The 18,004-nt window shown below is 65.2% G+C and carries 10 protein-coding genes; 4 read left to right on the top strand and 6 right to left on the bottom strand.

Annotated elements, in window-relative coordinates:
- Positions 1-16: 16 nt before the first annotated feature.
- The gene (locus AC3WR5_RS24460) at positions 17-5,149 is read left to right on the top strand and encodes a S8 family serine peptidase (RefSeq protein ID WP_492487820.1); all 5,133 of its coding nucleotides are present in this window, start codon (positions 17-19) and stop codon (positions 5,147-5,149) included.
- 491 nt (positions 5,150-5,640) lie between these two features.
- Here the strand turns inward: AC3WR5_RS24460 and AC3WR5_RS24455 are convergent, their stop codons facing one another.
- The 4 genes from AC3WR5_RS24455 to AC3WR5_RS24440 are packed head-to-tail and all read right to left on the bottom strand — an operon-like array spanning position 5,641 to position 11,309.
- Positions 5,641-7,395 (bottom strand): CHAT domain-containing protein, encoded by a 1,755-nt coding sequence (locus AC3WR5_RS24455; protein WP_492487819.1) that lies wholly within the window; start codon positions 7,393-7,395, stop codon positions 5,641-5,643.
- A gap of 9 nt (positions 7,396-7,404) precedes the next feature.
- Entirely contained in the window at positions 7,405-8,661 is a 1,257-nt protein-coding gene (locus tag AC3WR5_RS24450; protein WP_492487817.1) for a CHAT domain-containing protein, read from the bottom strand.
- Positions 8,658-10,013, bottom strand: a complete 1,356-nt coding sequence (locus AC3WR5_RS24445) for a hypothetical protein (RefSeq protein ID WP_492487815.1) — start codon at positions 10,011-10,013, stop codon at positions 8,658-8,660. The genes AC3WR5_RS24450 and AC3WR5_RS24445 overlap by 4 nt, the downstream gene beginning before the upstream one ends.
- A 12-nt stretch (positions 10,014-10,025) precedes the next feature.
- Positions 10,026-11,309, bottom strand: coding sequence for a phospholipase D-like domain-containing protein (locus AC3WR5_RS24440; protein WP_492487814.1), 1,284 nt, complete (start codon positions 11,307-11,309; stop codon positions 10,026-10,028).
- A gap of 294 nt (positions 11,310-11,603) precedes the next feature.
- On the opposite strand from AC3WR5_RS24440, the gene AC3WR5_RS24435 reads away from it, so the two are divergent.
- Positions 11,604-12,011 carry a RipA family octameric membrane protein gene (locus tag AC3WR5_RS24435; protein WP_492487812.1) on the top strand — a complete coding sequence of 136 codons (408 nt, stop codon included), beginning with the start codon at positions 11,604-11,606 and terminating at the stop codon, positions 12,009-12,011.
- An 83-nt stretch (positions 12,012-12,094) separates the two neighbouring features.
- On the opposite strand, the gene AC3WR5_RS24430 is transcribed toward AC3WR5_RS24435, so the two are convergent.
- Positions 12,095-12,835 (bottom strand): DUF2278 family protein, encoded by a 741-nt coding sequence (locus tag AC3WR5_RS24430; protein ID WP_492487810.1) that lies wholly within the window; start codon positions 12,833-12,835, stop codon positions 12,095-12,097.
- A 15-nt stretch (positions 12,836-12,850) separates the two neighbouring features.
- Positions 12,851-14,848, bottom strand: a complete 1,998-nt coding sequence (locus tag AC3WR5_RS24425; protein WP_492487808.1) for a phospholipase D-like domain-containing protein — start codon at positions 14,846-14,848, stop codon at positions 12,851-12,853.
- 224 nt (positions 14,849-15,072) lie between these two features.
- Here AC3WR5_RS24425 and AC3WR5_RS24420 point away from each other — a divergent pair, with 224 nt between their 5' ends.
- Entirely contained in the window at positions 15,073-16,131 is a 1,059-nt protein-coding gene (locus tag AC3WR5_RS24420; protein ID WP_492487807.1) for a DUF2252 family protein, read from the top strand.
- A gap of 974 nt (positions 16,132-17,105) precedes the next feature.
- Complete coding sequence (locus tag AC3WR5_RS24415; protein ID WP_492487805.1) at positions 17,106-17,765, top strand: hypothetical protein; 660 nt, start codon at positions 17,106-17,108, stop codon at positions 17,763-17,765.
- Positions 17,766-18,004 lie beyond the last annotated feature (239 nt).

Raw genomic sequence — 18,004 nt, 5'->3', positions numbered from 1 at the left:
AGAAGCAGAGGCTCCCATGGCCATCATCCAAGCCTTCGTGCGCTTCGACCCCGAGCGCGCGCCCGAGCAACGCAGCTTCCTCGACAGCCGCGTCAACGTGCTGCGCGAGGCCGGCGGCCAATGCTGGGTCAGCCTGGACGAGGCGCAGGTGGCCACGCTGGTGGCGCAGGGCATGTCGGTGCAGCCCGCGCCCGAGGCCGAAGCCTTGCAGCTCGGCCCGCTGGCCTGGAAACCTGGCGGTGACGCGCCGGTACCGCCGGCCGCATTGAGTGCAGCCGTGCCCGCCGGCAATGCCCCGGCCTACTGGCTGGTGGTGTTTGTCGCCCCGGCCGACAAGAGCTGGTTGACCGAGCTGTCGCTGGCCGGCGCCGAGCCGGTGCAGACGCTGGCGGCGGCAGCCGGTGTCTGGCGCATGAGCGCCGCGGTGGCCGAAGCCGTGCGCGCGCTGCCGGAGGTGGCCTTTGCCGGCCTGTTCCACCCGGCCTATGTGCCCACGCTGGCGCTGGTCGGCGCCCAGGCGCCGCTGGACCTGGCCGGCTTTGCCGCGATGACGCTGGCGCTGCCGGCTTCGGTGCCCGAGGGCAACCTGCAGGTGCGCAGCTTCGACGGCGTGGACCCCGAGACGCTGCGCGCTGCGCTGGAGGCAGCCGGTGCTGCCATCGTCAGCCCGGCCCCGCAAGGCTTTGTGCTGCAGGTGGCGCCGGAGGCAGGGGCGGCGGTGCTGTCGGTGCCGGGTCTGTTCAGCGCCAGCCCGCCGTCCCTCGCGGCGGTGTGCAACCACAACGCTGGCGTGATCATTGGCGCCAACCAGGTGCGCGACCTGGGCACGGTCAACTTCCTGGTCAACCTCGACGGGCTGGGCGAGATTGGCGCGGTGGTCGACACCGGGTTCGACATCGGCGCCTTCGCGAGCACCACGCCGCCCGCCACCGCGGTGCTGACGAATTTCCACCCCGAACTGGCGGCCAACATCCGGCTGCTGGCCAACCACGGCGCGCCGCTGGTGGCCGGCGCCGTGCCTGACGAAAAACCGCACGGCACCCACGTGGCCGGCATCGTCGTGGGTGACGGCAGCCAGTCTGCAGGCCAGGCCCGCGGCATGGCGCCGCGCGCTGCGCTGGTGGGGCTGGGGCCGCTGGCCGCCGCAGTGCGCCCGGCCACGCAGGGCCAGCTGCCGCGAGACCCTCGCGTGCCCTTCGACTTCGCGGCGCAGAACGGCGCCTCGGTGATCAACAATTCCTGGGGTGCCTCCTTCAACACCGGCAACCAGAACCGCTACACCGACAACGAGACCCGCCCGGTCGACCGCTGGTGCTTCGACCACCCGGACGTGCTGGTGCTGTTCGCGGCCGGCAACGACGAGTCCGACACCGCGGCCGGTGGCGACGGCGTGCTGGATGCCAGCACGCTGAAGCTGGAGGCCACGGCGAAGAACGTGCTGACCATCGGTGCCTCCGAGAACCTGCGGGTGGACAGCGGATGGCGCGACGACTACCGCCGCTACTTCGGCCCGAAGTTCAACAACACCGCATTCGACATTGCCGCCGGCACCGGCCTGAAGACCTTCGGCATGTCCGACAACGCCGACGAGATCGCGCTGTTCAGCGACCGCGGCCAGGTCCGCACGCCGGCACTGGTCAACACCTTGCGCGTCAAGCCCGACCTGGTCGCGCCCGGCACCAACATCCTGTCGGCCCGCTCGCAATGGGTGGCCCGGCCGCCGGCCCTGCCGCCGCCGCCTGCACCCGCCCCGCCTGCGCCCCCGCCGCCGCCCCCTGCGGCCGGCGTGCCGCCGCCGGTGCCCTACAAAGGCCCGGTGTTCAACGACCCGTTCTACTTCCAGAACTTCGACACCATGCTGGCGGCCGGGCTGGACCGCAATCTCTACCAGGTCTTCCACGGCACCAGCATGGCCACGCCCATGGTCAGCGGCGCGGCGCTGCTGGTGCGCCAGTACTACCGCACCCGCCATGCGCAGATGCGCCGGCCGCTGCTGCTGGAGGGCGTGCCGCTGCCGGCCGCCCCTGCGCCGCCACCCGTCTTCGCCAGCCGGCCGTCGCTCGCCCCGCATCCGGACGGGCTGCTGTTCGCCTGGGCCACGCCGGCCCTGGCGGCCGATGCCAAGCGCATCGTCGCGCTGCGCGTGGGCCGCCACCAGGCGCCGGTGGACGCTGCGCCGGTGCTGCTGCAGGCAGCAGTGGGCGAGCACGCTGCGCTGCAGGTGGCCACGCTGGGCGAAAAGAGTTACCTGTTGCACCGGCATGCCGACGGCAAGCTGCGGCTCTCGTGCTACGACCGCAAGCTGGCACCGGTGGCCGCCTTTGGCAGTGCAGGCGTGGTGACGCTGGACCCGGCAGCCCGCAGCACCGACGCCGTGCCGCCCGCGCTGCTGGCGGTCAACAGCCAGCTGGTCTGCCTGTGGCCGGTCAGCGCAGACAAGGGCGTGGTGTTCCAGCGCTTCAATGCCGACACCGGCGCCGCGGTGGACGCGGCAGCGGTCAGCCTGATGAACTGCGACGCCATCGGCCCGCAGCAGCCGCTGAGCTGGAACGGCAGCCGCTTTGCCTTTTGCAGCGTGCTCAACGACAGCAGCTTCCAGCTGCAGGTGAGGCAGTTCGGCACCAACGGCAAGGCCCTGGGCGCCAGCGCCTTCACGGTTCTGGACCAGGCCCAGGCCATCCGCGAGCCCAGCCTGGTGTGGGACGGGCGCAAGAACGAATACCTGCTGGTCTGGGTGGACGCGCGCAATGCCGCGGGCGGCGAACTGTGGCGGCAGCGGCTGGGCCCGCAGCTCGCCAAGCTGGGCATGCCGGAGCTGCTCATGTCCCTGCCGGCTGGCGTTCACCTGCGGCGCCCGCAGATCCTGCTGCACCCGGACGGCGGCTATCTGCTGACCTGGGAAGACGACAGCCAGGACACCCGCATCGACCTCTACCTGGCCACGCTGGACGCCAACGCCGTGCCCGATGGCCGCACCCCCATGGACGCGGCCTCCGGCCGGGCCGTGCTGCGGCTGACCGATTCGCCGGGCGACACCAACGGCCACGCCGTGCTGGCCGACGCGCAAGGCCATGTGCTGGTCTACCAGAACCCGGACGAGGTCAACGCCGACCGCATGGGCGTCTACGCGCTGAACCTCACCAAGGGCCAGGCCTTCGAGGCGCAGGAAGATCCGTCCACCCCGTGGCAGAAGAGCGGCCGTTATGTGACGACCACGCTGGCCGAACATGCGAATGCGTCGCTGCACCCGCTGTCTGCCGTGTGGACGGGGGCCAGCTGGGACTTCCTGCGGCTGGTGCCAGGCCCTGTCATCGGCGCGCGGCTGCAGTGGCTGCGGCTCACGGCCGATGGCCTGCCCGATGCGCGCCACGGCGTGGACGGCCTGCGCGAGCGGCCCTGGCCCTTCATTCCCACCGGTGCGGAGCTGCTGTGGAACGGCAATGACCGGTGCGTGGCGGTGGTCAACGACATGATTGCCGGCATCAGCGTCCACCTGGCCGACGCCGACGGCGTGCCGGTGCCCGGCTTCGGCGCGGCCGGCAGCGCGGCGCTGGCAGACACCGTGGCGCTGCACGACGGCACCACGCCGCAGCTTGGCATGCTCACGCCGCCGGCCTTTGGCGTGCTGGTGGCCTACGGCAGCCTGCAGGAAGGCGTGCTGCACCTGCGGCAGCAGCAGCTGGACGCCGCCGGCAAGGCGGTGGGCGCGCCAGCCGAGTTGCTGAGCTGCGACGGCGTGGCCGCGCACCAGTGGTGGCAGTTCGCCAACAGCGAGGCCAAGGCCACCGCCATCTACCACCGCACCAGCGGTGCCAACGTGCAGGTGCTGAGCCGCCAGTTCGACGCTGCGGGCGTGGCGGCAGGCGTCGAGCAGTTGCTCAGTGCCACCACGGGTGAGGCCCGCAACGGCGTGGTGGCGCGCCGGCCCACCGATGCCAGCAACGCCAACCGCGAATACGCCGCGGCCTGGCAGTTCCGCGCCACTGCCGGCGCGAACTGGGAGATCCGCTTCAGCCGGCTGGACCGCAACGGGGTGCCCATGAGCAACCCGCCGATCCCCGGCGTGATGCAGTCCGTGAAGGACTTTGCCGTGGTCAATGCTGCGATGCCCGACTGGGGCGCCGGCCACGACGCGGTCGAGCCGCAACTCGTCAGCACCTACACCCACGAAGCCTGGAGCGAGCCGCCGCCGGTGCTGCTCACGCCACCCGAGTGGAGCCCCAGCTGGGGCCTGGCCTGGATCGGCATCGAGCCCGACACCACGCGCCGGCTCTACTTCAGCGTGCTCGACGAAAACGGCCGGCGCGTCAACGTGCCGCAGCCGCCACCCAACCCCAGGCCGGCACTGCCTGCCTCCGGGCTCAGCGCGCCGGCACCGGCCGCCATCCTCGGCCTCAGCACCCCGGGCGCCAATGTGCGCGACCATCGCCTGGTCTGGAACGGCCGCGTCTTCCTGCTGACCTGGACCGAAGAGCAGGCCGGCAAGCTGCGCCACATGGCCACCCTGGTCAACCGCCACGCCACACGGCTGGCCTACGACCTGCCCAGCGCCGCACTGCTGCGCGCCACGCTGGTCAACGGCGCCACCAACATCACGCCCGGCCCGCTGCCCGACACCGCCGCCGGCTACGGCTGGGGCCGCGTGAACCTGCGCCAAAGCCTGGCCCCCGCGCTGCCCGTCACCTTCCACGCCCGCGACGACTGCGCCCTCGGCCCCGGCCGCAGCGTGCGCTACCACTTCACGCTGCCGCCCGGCACCGCGCTGCTGCGCGTCACGCTGAACTGGACCGACCCGCCCGGCCCCAGCCTGGTCAATCACCTGCACCTCACCGTGCGCGCCCCCGGCGGCACCCCCGAATACCGCGGCAACCTCTGGGACACCACCGCCACCCGCACCCACCTCTCCCGCCCCATCGCCACGCCCCCGGTCCCCGCAGACGCCCACGAAGACATCCAGACCTTCAAGCAGGTCGTGCTGGAGAACCCCGCCCAAGGCGACTACGAAGTCGAGGTCTCAGCAGACGCATTCCCGGCGGACCCGTTCAACCAACAGAACCTGCAGCCATTTGCGCTGGTGTTCCTGGGGACCGGGACGGAAGCGAAGTTTGCGCAGACGGTGGCGCAGGTGGCGGGGGCGGCGGTGTATTGAGGAGGCCTTTTCGTACGGCTTCAGGCTGGCTGCAGTCGCTGGGCTTCTGCGGCCCGGCGACCGCTGCCTGGAGCGGCTGTCATTCGACCGATTGATCGTGGAATGGCCGCTGCACTTCCAAGACCAGCCCTTCAGCGGAAATGGCGACCGGGGGCCGTCAAGGTGCGCGACGACGTTCGGGTCAGCGGCAGCTTCAAAGGTCCGCGAACTGGCGGTCTCGACCCTGAAGAGACGTACATCCACGAAATGTCATTGCCGCGAAGCGGACCGTCGTCCACCCACCAAAGCCATTGGCGAGGCCGAAGTCGACAGCGATCTGCATGTACAGCGCAAGCAGTCGGCGTCCAACACTTGAAGATGGTTGCGCGGCCGAGTGTGTCGGCTGACGGCGTGGATGTCGCCGGCATGCATCTGCTTGGGCTATTCTTGAGAACGCGTAGTGGGGCGATGAGCACTTCAGCGCTTGTTAGAAATCTCGATCTGCGCGTGCGCTATTCGGCAAAGATGATCGCATCCAGCGCGCGGAAGGGACGCTTCACACCGTCGAAGACGATCTCGGCGTTGACAAGGCGGAGTCGATGGATCAATTCCTGATTTGCCTGTCGCCGGTGGAAGGTGATCAGAGCCAGTTCGTACTCGCCGGGAGGCAAAGTCTGGCCGCTCGACACGTTCTGTAGGAGCAGCACGCGTCCATCTGCGTTGCCTGCCTGAACAAACAGTGATCCCGCGGGGACATTGGCGCCAGTCAGCTCGCCTGCAGCGTCGAAGACGGCAGCGTCGTGCGCCAGTTGCACCTTCACGTCACCGATCAGCCCAGGGCGCCTCAGCTTCAGCGTGAGTCGGCACTGCACGTTGCAATCCGCACCGACGCGCCCGCCGTGCAGACGCAACGTATCTCCAAGGATGTTGCCCCGGTCTTGGGCCAGTTCCGCGATGCGGTTTTGCCAACCTTGGCGCATGGGCGCCACGGCGACTCTCTGGTCCGGGGGCAGCGCATCAACTTCGGCGAGAAGGTTCAGCCGCACGCGCTCCTCGACGTCGATCTGCGCCAGCTTCGCCACCTGCTCATCTGTCAGGCTGTCCCCGGAGAATGCCTCCCACTCGAACAGCTTCCCGCCGATGCTGCGCCAGTACAGGACGGGATTCACGCAACAGCGGTGGCCGACGCCAAACTTCAGCGAAAGGCTGGCTCGAGCCTCTGCGACGGCCTCGTCCAGTGTCCAGTCGTTGCGCAGTAGACCTTGGTAGAGCGCACCGCTGAACACCTGCGCGGCGTTTGTCTCGAGGTCGAACTGCATAGCTACCGCCGCCGACGGTCCATTGGGACTGGACAGGAGCACCTGAGCCATGCTGCCGAGGGAACTGGCGGCATAACGCCCTGCCGTCATCGGCGCAGCAGCGGCGCTCTGGCAACTCGTCAACACGACGAGATGTACGGAGGACGCACGGAGCATGACCAACATCTGCTCCCCATCTATTGGATCCGTCTCTCTCAGCGCCGTGCCATCCTCAAAGCACAGGTGCGGTCGCGGCGTTGGATCAGTGGCTACCGTCCTGAAGGCACCGTGTCCGACAAAGTGCACCACATGCACGCCCTTCTGCAGGCGAGTTCTAAACTCGTCCTTTGTGGCCGGCTCGCACAACTCGAGATGTACGGCACCACTGTCCACCAGGGGCTGCAGTGCGGACTGAATGGCGCCCTTCTCAGCGGCAGCGTTGACAGGTGGTTGGTCGGATGGTTCGGCGGCTACCACGAGAACTCGCAGCGGCGCGGCGATCTTGGCGGGTGGCCGATCAGGGGCGACCGCGACACCGCGGCTCAGCGGTAGCTTGCGGTCAGTCGCAACGAAGTTCAGCGCCTGGTCGAACAGCGCTTCGATGGGAATCTCGTCCGGGCTGATGGCACCGTTCTGCGGCACATCGGCCTGCCCTCCGATCACCGAGACGACGAGGCGCATCGCCTTGTTATTCTGCCCGATGACCGCCAGGTTTGCCCTTAGCGCGGCGTCAGCCTGGGGCGGCAGCAGTGACTTCCAGACCTCCGCGCCGATCTGCCGCAACTCGCCGGCGTCCGGCCAGCCGTTTGCGTTGCGCAGTCTCTGCAGTTGTGTGGGCGTCACGGTGATGTTTGCGGGACCCTTGGGACCCGCAAGCCCGGCCGTGGGCGACGAGATGACGTGCACTACCCAATGACCTGGCGCCTGCAGGTCGGGCATGAGCGAAAGGCGAAACTCCTCAAATTGCATGTCGGCCGCCTATTCGATCTGCTTGCGCAGGCTCGCCCAATCGGCCTGCGCCTCGCTGTGACCCTTCAGGATGCTGTCGGACGCGTTCACGCCAAGCTCCGAGACGCGCATCGCAAGCTCGTTGGCCAGCCGTGCCGAGAACTGGGCCTGCAGTTCCGCGGCGAATCGGCTCTCGTCGCGTACCGCCTGCGGGGACATTCGAAACGACTGCCCTACGCCATCGCGCAGGATCAGAGAGAAGCTGGCCCAGTCGGCTTGCCCGGGGACGGCCCGAGCGACGTCAGCCTGGGCCGCCTGGACCGCTTCGACCACGTCACCGTTTTGCAGCAAGGTCGGATAGAAGCGCATCCAGAAGGTCTTCGCCCCCTCCTCGGTCACCGCGTACTGGTTGACGATCGTGGTCGGCAGATGGAGGTCTGCCGGTGCGTGTCCGAACCGCGGGAGGCCGCTCACGTTGTAGTTCGGCTGGGTAAAGCACGTGCTCAGGCACAGCAACCGAACCGAAGGTGGCAGCATCTTGGCCAGGCCGGAGGCCGGCAGCCAGAACGAGCCATCGCGTTCGTCATGCAGGATCAGGTAGCCAACGCCCTGTCCTACCGCAGAGTGCCCCACGTAGTGCACGATGTGCGGCTCCAGCGCCAATCCACGGTCGAGCGCGTCCCGAGTTGTGCCGTCCATCACCGTAACCTGGTAGCCACCGCCTTGTAGCCCCTGGTTGATGGCCTGCACTTCACGATAGGAATCGAGCAACCGCTCGTCCTTCGGATTGGTCGTCAACAGCAGCACGCGCAGCGGTGGCGCCACGGTGAGTGGCGGTTCCGGATACGGCACTGGCACGGAGCGCACGACCCTGAATCCGGGCCGCAGCGCCAGCGGCGTACTCGTGGGCGTGAGCCACTCCCACGGAATCTCGTCGACGCCCGACTCCGTTGTCGCGATCCGCAGGCGCAGAGGACGTGACGGCGACCTCTCGGCAGAGAGCGGCACGCGCAGGTTGTCTGTCAGGCTGGCCCACATCCTGGCACCAAGGTCTCGCGCATGCACCTCGGCAATGGGCCTGCGTTGCCAGCTTCCCGCTAACAGGAGCGCGGTCTCCATGAAGGGCGTCGGAAGGTAGATCGACTCTCCAAAGCTCGCGCGGGCCTGGTAGCGCTCCAGCAGTTCCTCGTCGCTCCCGGTCTGGAAGATGCCAAGCATCCCGCCTTCCAAGTCCCGACGCGACGACTGGAAGCCCCACGTCACCTCGTCCCAGTCACGCAACATCATTCGAGCATCCCCTTCACGAACCCGGCCACAAAGCGGTCGTGTTCATCGCTCTTGGTCCCGCGAACGCCTGGCGCGGCCCCCTGCTTGACCATGCTGGTGATCCGCTTCTGCACCCCGTCGTAGGCTTCACTGGAAACCGCCCCGGCCGCCGCAAGCGCCTTCACCGCCAGCCTGGCGGCCGCCACGCAGTGTCTGGGTGGAAGCCCGACCGGCTTGTTCTGGCCCGTCGCAAAGTACCCGGCCGCCTCGCGAATCCTCAGGTCATCCGCGACGGTGTACGGCATGAATGATCGCACCGTTCCGCCTTTCAGCTCCTGCAGCGACGTGTCCATCAGCGCCTCGCAGACCAAGGGGTAATCGGACAGATAGCCATCGAAGCCGGCCGGTGTGCCGTAGAGCGCCTTCCAGGAGTCAGCCATCTCCGTCGCGTGCTTCACGAGTGGGGCGTGTGCCGGGAGCATCGCGGCCAGGTAGCCCGTGTTGATCAGGATGCGAATCCAAGGCGTCGGGTGAGGATCGCTCTCGTCGAGCGTCGTGACGTCGACTGGCGGAAGCAGCAGCAGATGTATCAGCGCTTCGGTGAACGCCGATCCGCCCAGCTGCAATGCGCAGAGGTCGGCAAACACCTCACCCTGCCAGGCCAGCCAGGTCGAGACGCGGGCGGCCGGGACGCCGCTGCCCTGCAGCTTCGCTGCCAACGCGGCCTGAAGCGGCTTGCGCAGCCCCAAATCGGCCTCGATGTCGTGGCCGACCTCGTGGTGCAGCGACATCAACTCCCAGCCGTTGCCCAGATGGTCCCAGGGGATCTCGATCACCGGTATGGGCACAGTGGACTCGCCCAGGTCGTAGCGGCGACCGTCGTTCGGCCGGCTGCGCCGGACCCAGGTCAATGGCGAGTAGCCGGCGCCAAGGTAGACGAGCGGCGGCTCCCGCATCTCTTCCTGCCCGAGTACCCCAGCGTCGGCGGCCGCCTGAAGCACAGGTCGGTGGCAATCCCAGGCCACCGTGTCCGCAGTCCAGAGCTGCTCCTTGTAGGTCGAGCGACGCAGGTCCAGCTTGTCACGGAAGAAGTCCCACGCAACCTGACCGGCGACAACGCTCCGCGAGAGAGCGAGGCAGCCCTGCTGAAATGTCACCGCATCGCCGGTCGGATCAAGCGCTGCGAGTTCGAGGTGCTGGCGATCGACGATCGCCTTGGTCAGCGTGGAGATGGCTCGCAACTGCGAGAAGTGCAGCTGCATGTCCAGTTCCGCTGTGACCGACGCGCTCCAAGCCCCCACCTCGATCGGCATGGCCTCGACTCGCCGACCCATTTCGTCCTTGCGGACGCGCAGGATGTCGGCGGCAGCCATTTAGCAAGCTCCTCAGCGAAGGTCCGCCGGGTGAATCTGCGTCACGTTTGCGGGCGCCGCGCCCACCTGCGCCCCCAGCGCGGCCAACTGGTTTGCCACATCCGCTGGATCGATTGAGATCCGCCAGTCGAAGTCGAACACGCTGCCGTAGTACCCGCCGAGTTCTTCGCTTTCGATGATCAGGCCGGCTTCCCGCGCCTTCTCGAACGAGTTTTCGCTCCAGTTGGTCGACGTGACGACCGAGATCCGGCGATCGATCAGAAGGCCCTTGTTGTGCAGGTGCGTGTAGAAGTCGAGGTTCATGGCGCGCAGCCGGTCATCGATACCAAAGGCCTTCAGGCTGGCCACGGTGGCATCCCACGACTCCTTGAAGGCCGGGCTGACGATGATGCGGATGTCCACGTCCTCACGACGCGCCGCCAGTTCTGTCAGCAACGCTTTCGTCCTTGGTCCGCCGACCTTGATGTACTGCTGCTCGATGAAGATGCTTGATTGCGCGTTGCGAATCAACTCCAGGACCTCCTTGAAGTAGTTGTCGGGTGACGTGAGCGGCGTCAAGGTCGCCTCGGAGGTCAGCTCCGGACCGAAGATGTCGAATACCTCATCCGGCGGGGTGAACGCCTGCATGGGCATGTCGAGCGGGTTCAGTCCACCTGCACCTGGCTGCGCAGTGAGTCCAGCGGGTCCCTGCATCGATGGGATGGCCCAGTCGACGTTGAACAGAGTCTGGAACCACTCGGCTACGTCCTTGTCCTTGACATGGAGCAGCCACTCCCGGTTGCCCTTCTTGAACTTGCCTGCCACCGGGGACAACGGAATCGATGTGCCCGCCCAGTTCGCGCTTCCGATCAGCAGTGCGCGACCGTCGATCACCGCGAACTTCTGGTGGCACACCGTGAAGACCTTGCGGCCCCCCGACGAAGGCGCTTCCTTCAGGGGGACGCCCAGCCCATTCAGCTTGGCCCGTTCATTGCCGTTCGTGTCCATCACGTCGTACATGACGCGAACGGTCACCCCTCTGTCCCGCGCAGCAGCCAGAAGGTCGACCAGGTGTTGCGCACTGACGTTGTAGATGTACAGATCCAGCGTGGTCGTGGCGGCGTCGATGGCCGCCTTGACGAGCCGGTAGCTGCAGTCCGGCGACACGGCAGCGCTCAGGTGGCTTGTCGTGAATGTCTTGAAGTGAAGGGCTGGGACGCGGCTCTTGTCGAAGACGCCGTAGACCGCCTGGCCTTCCTGCGGTGCGAGCTGGTCAATGACAGCCTGGACCTCTACCGGATGGATTGCTGCAGCCATTGGCTCTCCCCTGAAAGGCGTCGATTTCGCGCACATCAGTCTCGGCCATTCGGACCGCGAAGGTCAATCGCGGATTCATGACAGGCCGCCCGGCGTCCACAACATTGCTGAAACGGCCATCTGGCGTGGCGGTGCCCGATCCTCAACCTGTTGTCTGCGTCGTGGCGCGCGGCGATCATGGCGTCGGCAAGCGGCCAATCTGGAGGAGCAATGGCGACCGAACAACCCAAAGAACCTGGGGTACCTACCCCGTCACCTCCCAGTCCCGCGCCACCCGCCCCTCCGCAGGCCGTCTTGGAGCAGTACAAGGCGAAGCTGGCGGACCTCGGAAACCTGGGTAGTCGCCAGACGGCGATGACGACGTACTACGTCTCCATCCTCTCCGCCCTGCTCGGGATCCTCGCCTTCAAGGATCGGAGGCTCTCGGCGATCGACCCCGTGATCGTGATCATGGTCGGAGCCGGCGGGATGCTGGTCTCCGTTCTGTGGTTCTTCGGCATCTTGTTCTTCCGCGACTTGTTCCGCGTCAAGCTCAAGATGCTCGAGCAGATCGAGGAGTCGATGCCGTTCGAGACCTTCAAGCTTGAATACCAGGAACTGATCCAGTCGAGACGTGACGGCTGGTTGAGGGTGGAGCGACTGGTTCCCGCGATCTTCGGCGCGTTGTTCCTGATGCTTCTGATCGCACGATTCGCGTACTAGGGCGCGACCCTCTCTCTGCAGGCGACGGCGCCTTCAGAAACGGCAGCCGACGCTTGCTTTTCGGCGCCCCCTTCGAGCCGCTGCTACTTCGGCTTCTTCTTCTTTTTCGACTTGGCCTTGGGGGTCACTTCTCCGCTCGCAGGCGCAGCCTTTTTCGGTTTGGTAGCGGTGGCGTCCGTCTTGGGGTTGCCCTTGTCGTCCGTGTCGAAGGTCTGTGACTGGAACGCGAAGAAGAAGGCCTGCCACTTGCCGTCCGGGTACTCGAAGACCAGGCCACCGTCCTGGTAGACACCGTTGTCCTTCTTGTACTTGCCGCTGTTGCCCTGATTCATGTGGATGTCGTGGATCCCATTGCCGGGGAGAAACTTGAAGTACTGGTCCTTCTTGTCCTTCTCGGGCCCCCACTTCTCGCCGAACCCGTAGACGACCGATCCCGCCTGGTCGACAGCCTTGATCACGGCGGTCTCGACCTTGTCCTTCAGATCGTTGTCGACGCCGGGTGCATCCGGCGGCACTTCCTTCATTGCGCTCGGCTTGAACCACTTGTTGCGCACGTAGTCGAGGGCGAGGCCCCCGGACTTGGAGGGCAGTTTCGTGTAGCCGGGCTTCAATGCACGCAACCCCTGGGCGAAACCGTCCTGCAGCTTGCTCTGTGCAAGGAACAAGAGTGTCGACGGCGCGTTCGGCGCTGAGGATTTCACGTTCACGGCAATGCGATGGACCGTGCTCCCGGCGCTCACCAGGATCTGATAGTGGTCGTCGTCGGCGTCACGCTTGTGTCCCGTCACGGTGCCCTTCAGAACACCATACTTCTTCAGTGCCATGCTGCCCCCTCTGCGTTAGAGCTTGGTCTCGGTAAAGTAGCGCGACAGGCGATGCGACGCCGACCCTTGCCACCCATCCGTCTTGTCCAGGAACCCATCGAACTTCTTGGCGGCCGCGCTGCCGCCCTTCTTCTTCGCCAGTTCCGCCTCTACGGCTCGGAAGCGGTAGTGGTCGAACACGTCCAGCACGTGGGCGGCGTAAGCCAGCGCTAGGGCCCTGTGGCCGCGCACGATGACGAGGTTCTCGTCATTTGAGTACGAGGCCTTGTAGCCAAGGTTGTGGCTTCCGAAGGCCACCGTGCAGTTGACCGGGTCGGTGGGATCGAGGACGAGGATCTTGTCGTGGATGATCGCGCGCCCGACAGTGAGCTGCTCGTCGAACTGGAAGTCGCCGAGAGGCCTGCCGATCTCCCTGTCGGTCAACGCCGTCGCGCGAACGACTGAGACGCCGCCCTGGTCGAAGACGTGCGGCGAGGTGGCCGGCACCTTCTTGCCCGTCGTGTCGTCCTTGGACCCGGGCTTGTAGCCCCACATGGCCTGCGTGTCGGAGATCGCGCCGATGACCTCCAGCGACGAGTCCTTCTGTCCAAGCGCGACCGCTTCAGAGACGATGGAGTTGACGCCCCCACGTGAGGGCATGAACACTAGGAAAAAGATCGATCGGCGCGCCTTGCGCATCAACGAAAACAACCGATCCATGTCCGGCGGCGGCGGCAGCTTCTTCTTCGCCGTCGGGCTCGGAGGCTGATTCTTCCCCGGCACGTTCGGCGAGAACCAGACCTCGATGCTGGCGCCACCGCCGAGGTCGACCACGGTCTCCGTCTGATCGGACTCCTTCAGATCGTCGCTCTGCCCCGCACCCGTGTTCCGGGCAGACAGCGGCTTGGGCGTGGGCTGCTTGTCCCTGTGCAGGCTCTCCCAGTAGGCCAAGTAGGCTGCTGCGACATCGTCATTGTCGATACGGATGCAGTTGTTGCTCTGCCCAGCGACACCCGACCAGGTCCAGTTGGTCGAGCCTGTCAGCACCGACTTGGCCACCCCTGCGTCGTTCACGTAGACGACGAACTTGTTGTGGCCGATGTGCGCGGTACCGTTGAACAGCCGGTCCTGCATCGTGAATTTAGAGGAAGGCTGCTTCGCAAGCTTGCGAAGCGCCTTCCGTGCCGGTGCGTTGCGGGTGTCGTAGAGCGTGGTGTTCTTGCCGTCTCCGTCGTCGTCCTCCGCCTCGCTTCCGGCATCCGACAGGATGAGGTCGATGCGCTGGGCGTTGTCTGCCAGGAGTTTGACGAGTTCCTCGTCCTCCAGTTCGTACAGCGCCGCGTGGAATCGCCCCTTGGGCTGGGCGAAGAAGTCGTTGATCGTCGGCAGCACGTCGCCCGCCAGATACCTGCGCAACCAGTCATCCGGCTTTCTGAGATGGGCCTCGAGTTCGCCCGGCTTGATGACGCCGTCCTCGTTGAGCACGCGCAGCAGGAACTGGGTGGAGAGGATGCCGTTGGTGAACGTCGTGAAGAACGGTGGACGCTTGGACGTCACGTCGACGGCATTGGTCCACGCCGGCGGCGTGAGATAGCCCAAGGGGATCGGCTTGCCCTTGTAGGTGTTGTCCACCAACTGGCCGGTCTGCGGGTCCTTGTGCTGCTCCTGGACCACCACCACGGGCTCGAGCCCGTTCGCCATCTTGCCGACGGCGCGAATCCGGTAGCGAACACGGTCGTCGGCGCGTCGACGCGTGGCGGCGTCGCGCCGCTTGCGCAACGTCAAGTCGCGCCAGTTGAACTTCTGCACCGGCCACACAGTCGTGTTCTGCGGGCGCCAGTCGGGATTCTTCTGACCCTTGAACGCAACGTAGGCAGCCAGCGGCTTCTCGTCGATGACCTTGTCGTTCGCGTCCAGGTACTCCCGGACGATGTTGAACCCGAGGCAGTCGGGAATTGAATCCTGATCGAGTTGCCACGCCAGGAAGGCGACTTCGTTGTTGGCAAACGCGACAGCGCGGACGATCTTCGCCATGTCCCCTCCCGTGGGCTCAACCCATTTCATCCCGTTGAACTCTCTCTCGGCTCGATCAATGTAGCGTGGCAATGCGCTTTTGCATAAGGCAAACGGGCGTCACATTCTTCTGCTAATCAAGCCCGGCTTTTGATCGCCGCTATCCATAGGATTGAGGACGCGCGGCAGCGACCTTGGATCGAGAATTCCTCGAGTTGCGAGGTCTGGCGTCCAGAGGAGTAGCCATGGCCAGAATCGAGAAGGACGTCGCCGCTTACGAGAAGTGGCTGCGCAAGCAGTGCGACGTCGTCGAGGCAGACCTCGACGCCAAGCACGACCGCATGCGCGAGAGTGCATTCGACTTCCTGCGGGCGACGTACTTCCGCTGGGCTCGAACGATCGAGGAGCTCTGCCCCTCGGTCGCGGCAGCGCCCCAGGCGCTCTGCATCGGCGACATACACGTCGAGAACTACGGCACGTGGCGTGATGCCGATGGTCGCCTCGTGTGGGGAGTCAACGACTTCGACGAGGCTGCGGTCATGCCGTACGCGCTCGACATCCTTCGTCTCGCGACAAGTGCCACGCTGGCACCGGAGCTCAACTTCCCCGTCGACGATGTCGCGGCGGCGATTCTTCGAGGCTACGGGCGGGGACTGGAGAACCCGCGCGCGGTACTGCTGGACGAGGACTCACTGTGGTTGAGGCCGTACGTCAACCCCACCGTGAAGAGCAATGGCAAGTTCTGGAAGGAGCTCGACGCTTGCCTGGACTCCAAACCGCCCGAGAAGGTCAAGAAGGCGCTGAAGGGCACGCTGCCCGATGGCTCCACCGTGCTGCGTTTCGCGACACGCAGCAAGGGCGGCGGCAGCCTCGGACGGCCTCGCCATCTCGTGATCGCCTCCTGGAACTCCGGACGCGTAGTCCGCGAGGCGAAGGCCCACGTGCCGTCGGCGTGGACCTGGGCGCACGAAACCCTTGAGGAGTCGAGTCGCGGTCTGGAAGCAGCGTTCGGCCCCTATCGGTCCCCCGATCCGCACCTCCAGATCGAAGCTGGGTTCGTCCTGCGACGGATCGCTCCGGACTCACGCAAGATCGACATCGACGACGTACAAGCCAACGGTCTCACTGAGGAACTGCTGGTCGCCATGGCCGCAGACCTGGCCGCCGTGCATGCTGCAAGCATAAAGGCTGGTCGAATCGCCGACGACCTGCGGGTCCGACCGGAGCGTTGGCTGCAGGAGGCGACCGGGGCCACGAAGGAGGCAGTGATACGCGACTTTAACGACTACCTCGCACTCGGATAGAAGCGCGACTGGTGCAACACGCTCCTCGGGTAGGCAACCGGGAAGCTGACACTCCCCAAAGACTCTTTGTGGCCGGGAGCGCCAATTCGCCAAGCGGTTGGGAAGCCGGCGCTCGCAGCAAGAGCCAATGGTAGCCAAGGTCAGGTTCAGGCAACAATGCGGAACTGACGCTGCTGTTTAGGTTTATCCAACACCTGCCCTCGGGCCGGTGTGATGCGAAGATCTTTGCCTCGCGCCGGGCAGGTGTCGGACAAACCTAAACAGAAGTGGAAGTTCGTCACCCTACCCGACAGCAGACCTACAACGTTGTGGGCGTCGCGAGTGTTGAGCGCGCGGTCCGCCATCTGTTTTGAGGATGCGCTGTAGGTCGATATCGACCACCCTTCACTGTGCTTGGCGCTCGGAGTCCAGAGGCTGCAAACTACGAGGATCTACGCTGCCATCGGAACCGCGTTATCCATCAAGATCGGACCACGGAGACTATCCATGTCGCAGTCAGGGCACCAGTTGCAATCATTTAGCAACGAACGGTCATTGAAGCTCGTTTGGGCAACGATGACCACGCTAGCAAGCGTGGCGGCCATTGCGACGCTATACGTCCTGTTGAGAGGCGACCTCGGGCCGAATGGAAAGACGTGGCTAGCACTTGCCTGGTTTATCGGCCCGCCCGCTTGGTTTCTATTCGAAAACGCTTTTTTGCTCCGACCAGACGATGTAGAGCTAAAGAAGGAACGCATGGCACGCTTCCGCCTAGCACAAGACGCTGCGCGCATGTGTTGGTTCGGAATTGCTGCAGCGATCGTGTATTTGGCCAAGCTGCCTACGTGACTAGCCTCGTTCGAGCAGATTGAAAACATACATAGGGACGAATAGTGAACGCACTTCACTTCTTGCACTGGACGTACCGGCAACTCCGGCTAGCTGCCGCGGCTGCTTTAATAGTAGTGCCTGTTGTCATTGTCATCATGGCGTGGATGCAGTACCAAATCGTCCTTCCAACCTTAAGCCACTATTACTTCTCCGAGAAGGTGCCTGGCGCGCTCCGCACGCTCTTTACCGGCATGTTGATATTCGTTGGCGGAGTGATGTTCTGCTATCGCGGATTTGATGATCGCGACAACAACGTACTTAATGCCGCTGGCGTATTTGCGGTATGTGTAGCCTTCTTCCCGAAGCGCTGCGATGCTCATGACATCATTTGCAATGAGCCCGAGGTATTCGGAGTTCCAATGTGGCTATTGCATTTGCCGTCCGCAGTATTGCTGTTTTTGCTCGCGGCTTACGCGGTTTGGTACAGTGGTGGAACCGCTCTAAGTGATCGACTCAACAGCGATGAAGTGACGCTTCTAAGAAGATGGAAAGCGCTCGCGCTGGTGGGAATGTTTTCTGGATTTGCAATGTATGTTCCGTATCTGTTCAGACTCTCGCCAATTCCGCCGACCGGCGCCTTAATCGTTGAGATGACTGGCTTCTTTGGATTCGGCCTCTTCTGGATAGGAATGACGCACGTGATTTACCGTGCAAATCAGCGTGCAACTGAAACGTACGACTCCGCGCCTGGGCGCCTAGCGCCAGAGTCCTCCGCGGAGCCGCTGAATTTCACCCGGCCACAGGGCACCATGCTCATTCCATAGCGCGCTATCGCAGCGGCCGTAGTTCAGGCACTGTGTCGCAAAGTGACTGACTCCTTCGGTAAACGGCGGCCGGCTGCTGAGGGTCGAGAGCACCTGTTCGCCGCCGGTGGCAGCAGACATTCGATCGATGCTTGACCCGGGGGCTTCCTGAACTGCGGCTTGGACGGCCGCCGTGCGCTCCGCACCGGACGTTGGTGTCGCCGGCAGGGGCTCAACTCAGTGGCTGGTTCGTCGCCGGC

The organism is Ideonella sp. FW305-24, assembly GCF_058788035.1.
This window is presented reverse-complemented; position numbering and strand designations above follow the sequence as displayed.

Bases quoted from the DNA above. Each gene is read 5' to 3' on its own strand.
- AC3WR5_RS24455 (WP_492487819.1), bottom strand. From the start codon at position 7,395: ATGCAATTTGAGGAGTTTCGCCTTTCGCTCATGCCCGACCTGCAGGCG.
- AC3WR5_RS24445 (WP_492487815.1), bottom strand. From the start codon at position 10,013: ATGGCTGCCGCCGACATCCTGCGCGTCCGCAAGGACGAAATGGGTCGG.
- AC3WR5_RS24420 (WP_492487807.1), top strand. From the start codon at position 15,073: ATGGCCAGAATCGAGAAGGACGTCGCCGCTTACGAGAAGTGGCTGCGC.
- AC3WR5_RS24415 (WP_492487805.1), top strand. From the start codon at position 17,106: ATGCAGTACCAAATCGTCCTTCCAACCTTAAGCCACTATTACTTCTCC.
- AC3WR5_RS24450 (WP_492487817.1), bottom strand. From the start codon at position 8,661: ATGATGTTGCGTGACTGGGACGAGGTGACGTGGGGCTTCCAGTCGTCG.
- AC3WR5_RS24430 (WP_492487810.1), bottom strand. From the start codon at position 12,835: ATGGCACTGAAGAAGTATGGTGTTCTGAAGGGCACCGTGACGGGACAC.
- AC3WR5_RS24460 (WP_492487820.1), top strand. From the start codon at position 17: ATGGCCATCATCCAAGCCTTCGTGCGCTTCGACCCCGAGCGCGCGCCC.
- AC3WR5_RS24425 (WP_492487808.1), bottom strand. From the start codon at position 14,848: ATGGCGAAGATCGTCCGCGCTGTCGCGTTTGCCAACAACGAAGTCGCC.
- AC3WR5_RS24440 (WP_492487814.1), bottom strand. From the start codon at position 11,309: ATGGCTGCAGCAATCCATCCGGTAGAGGTCCAGGCTGTCATTGACCAG.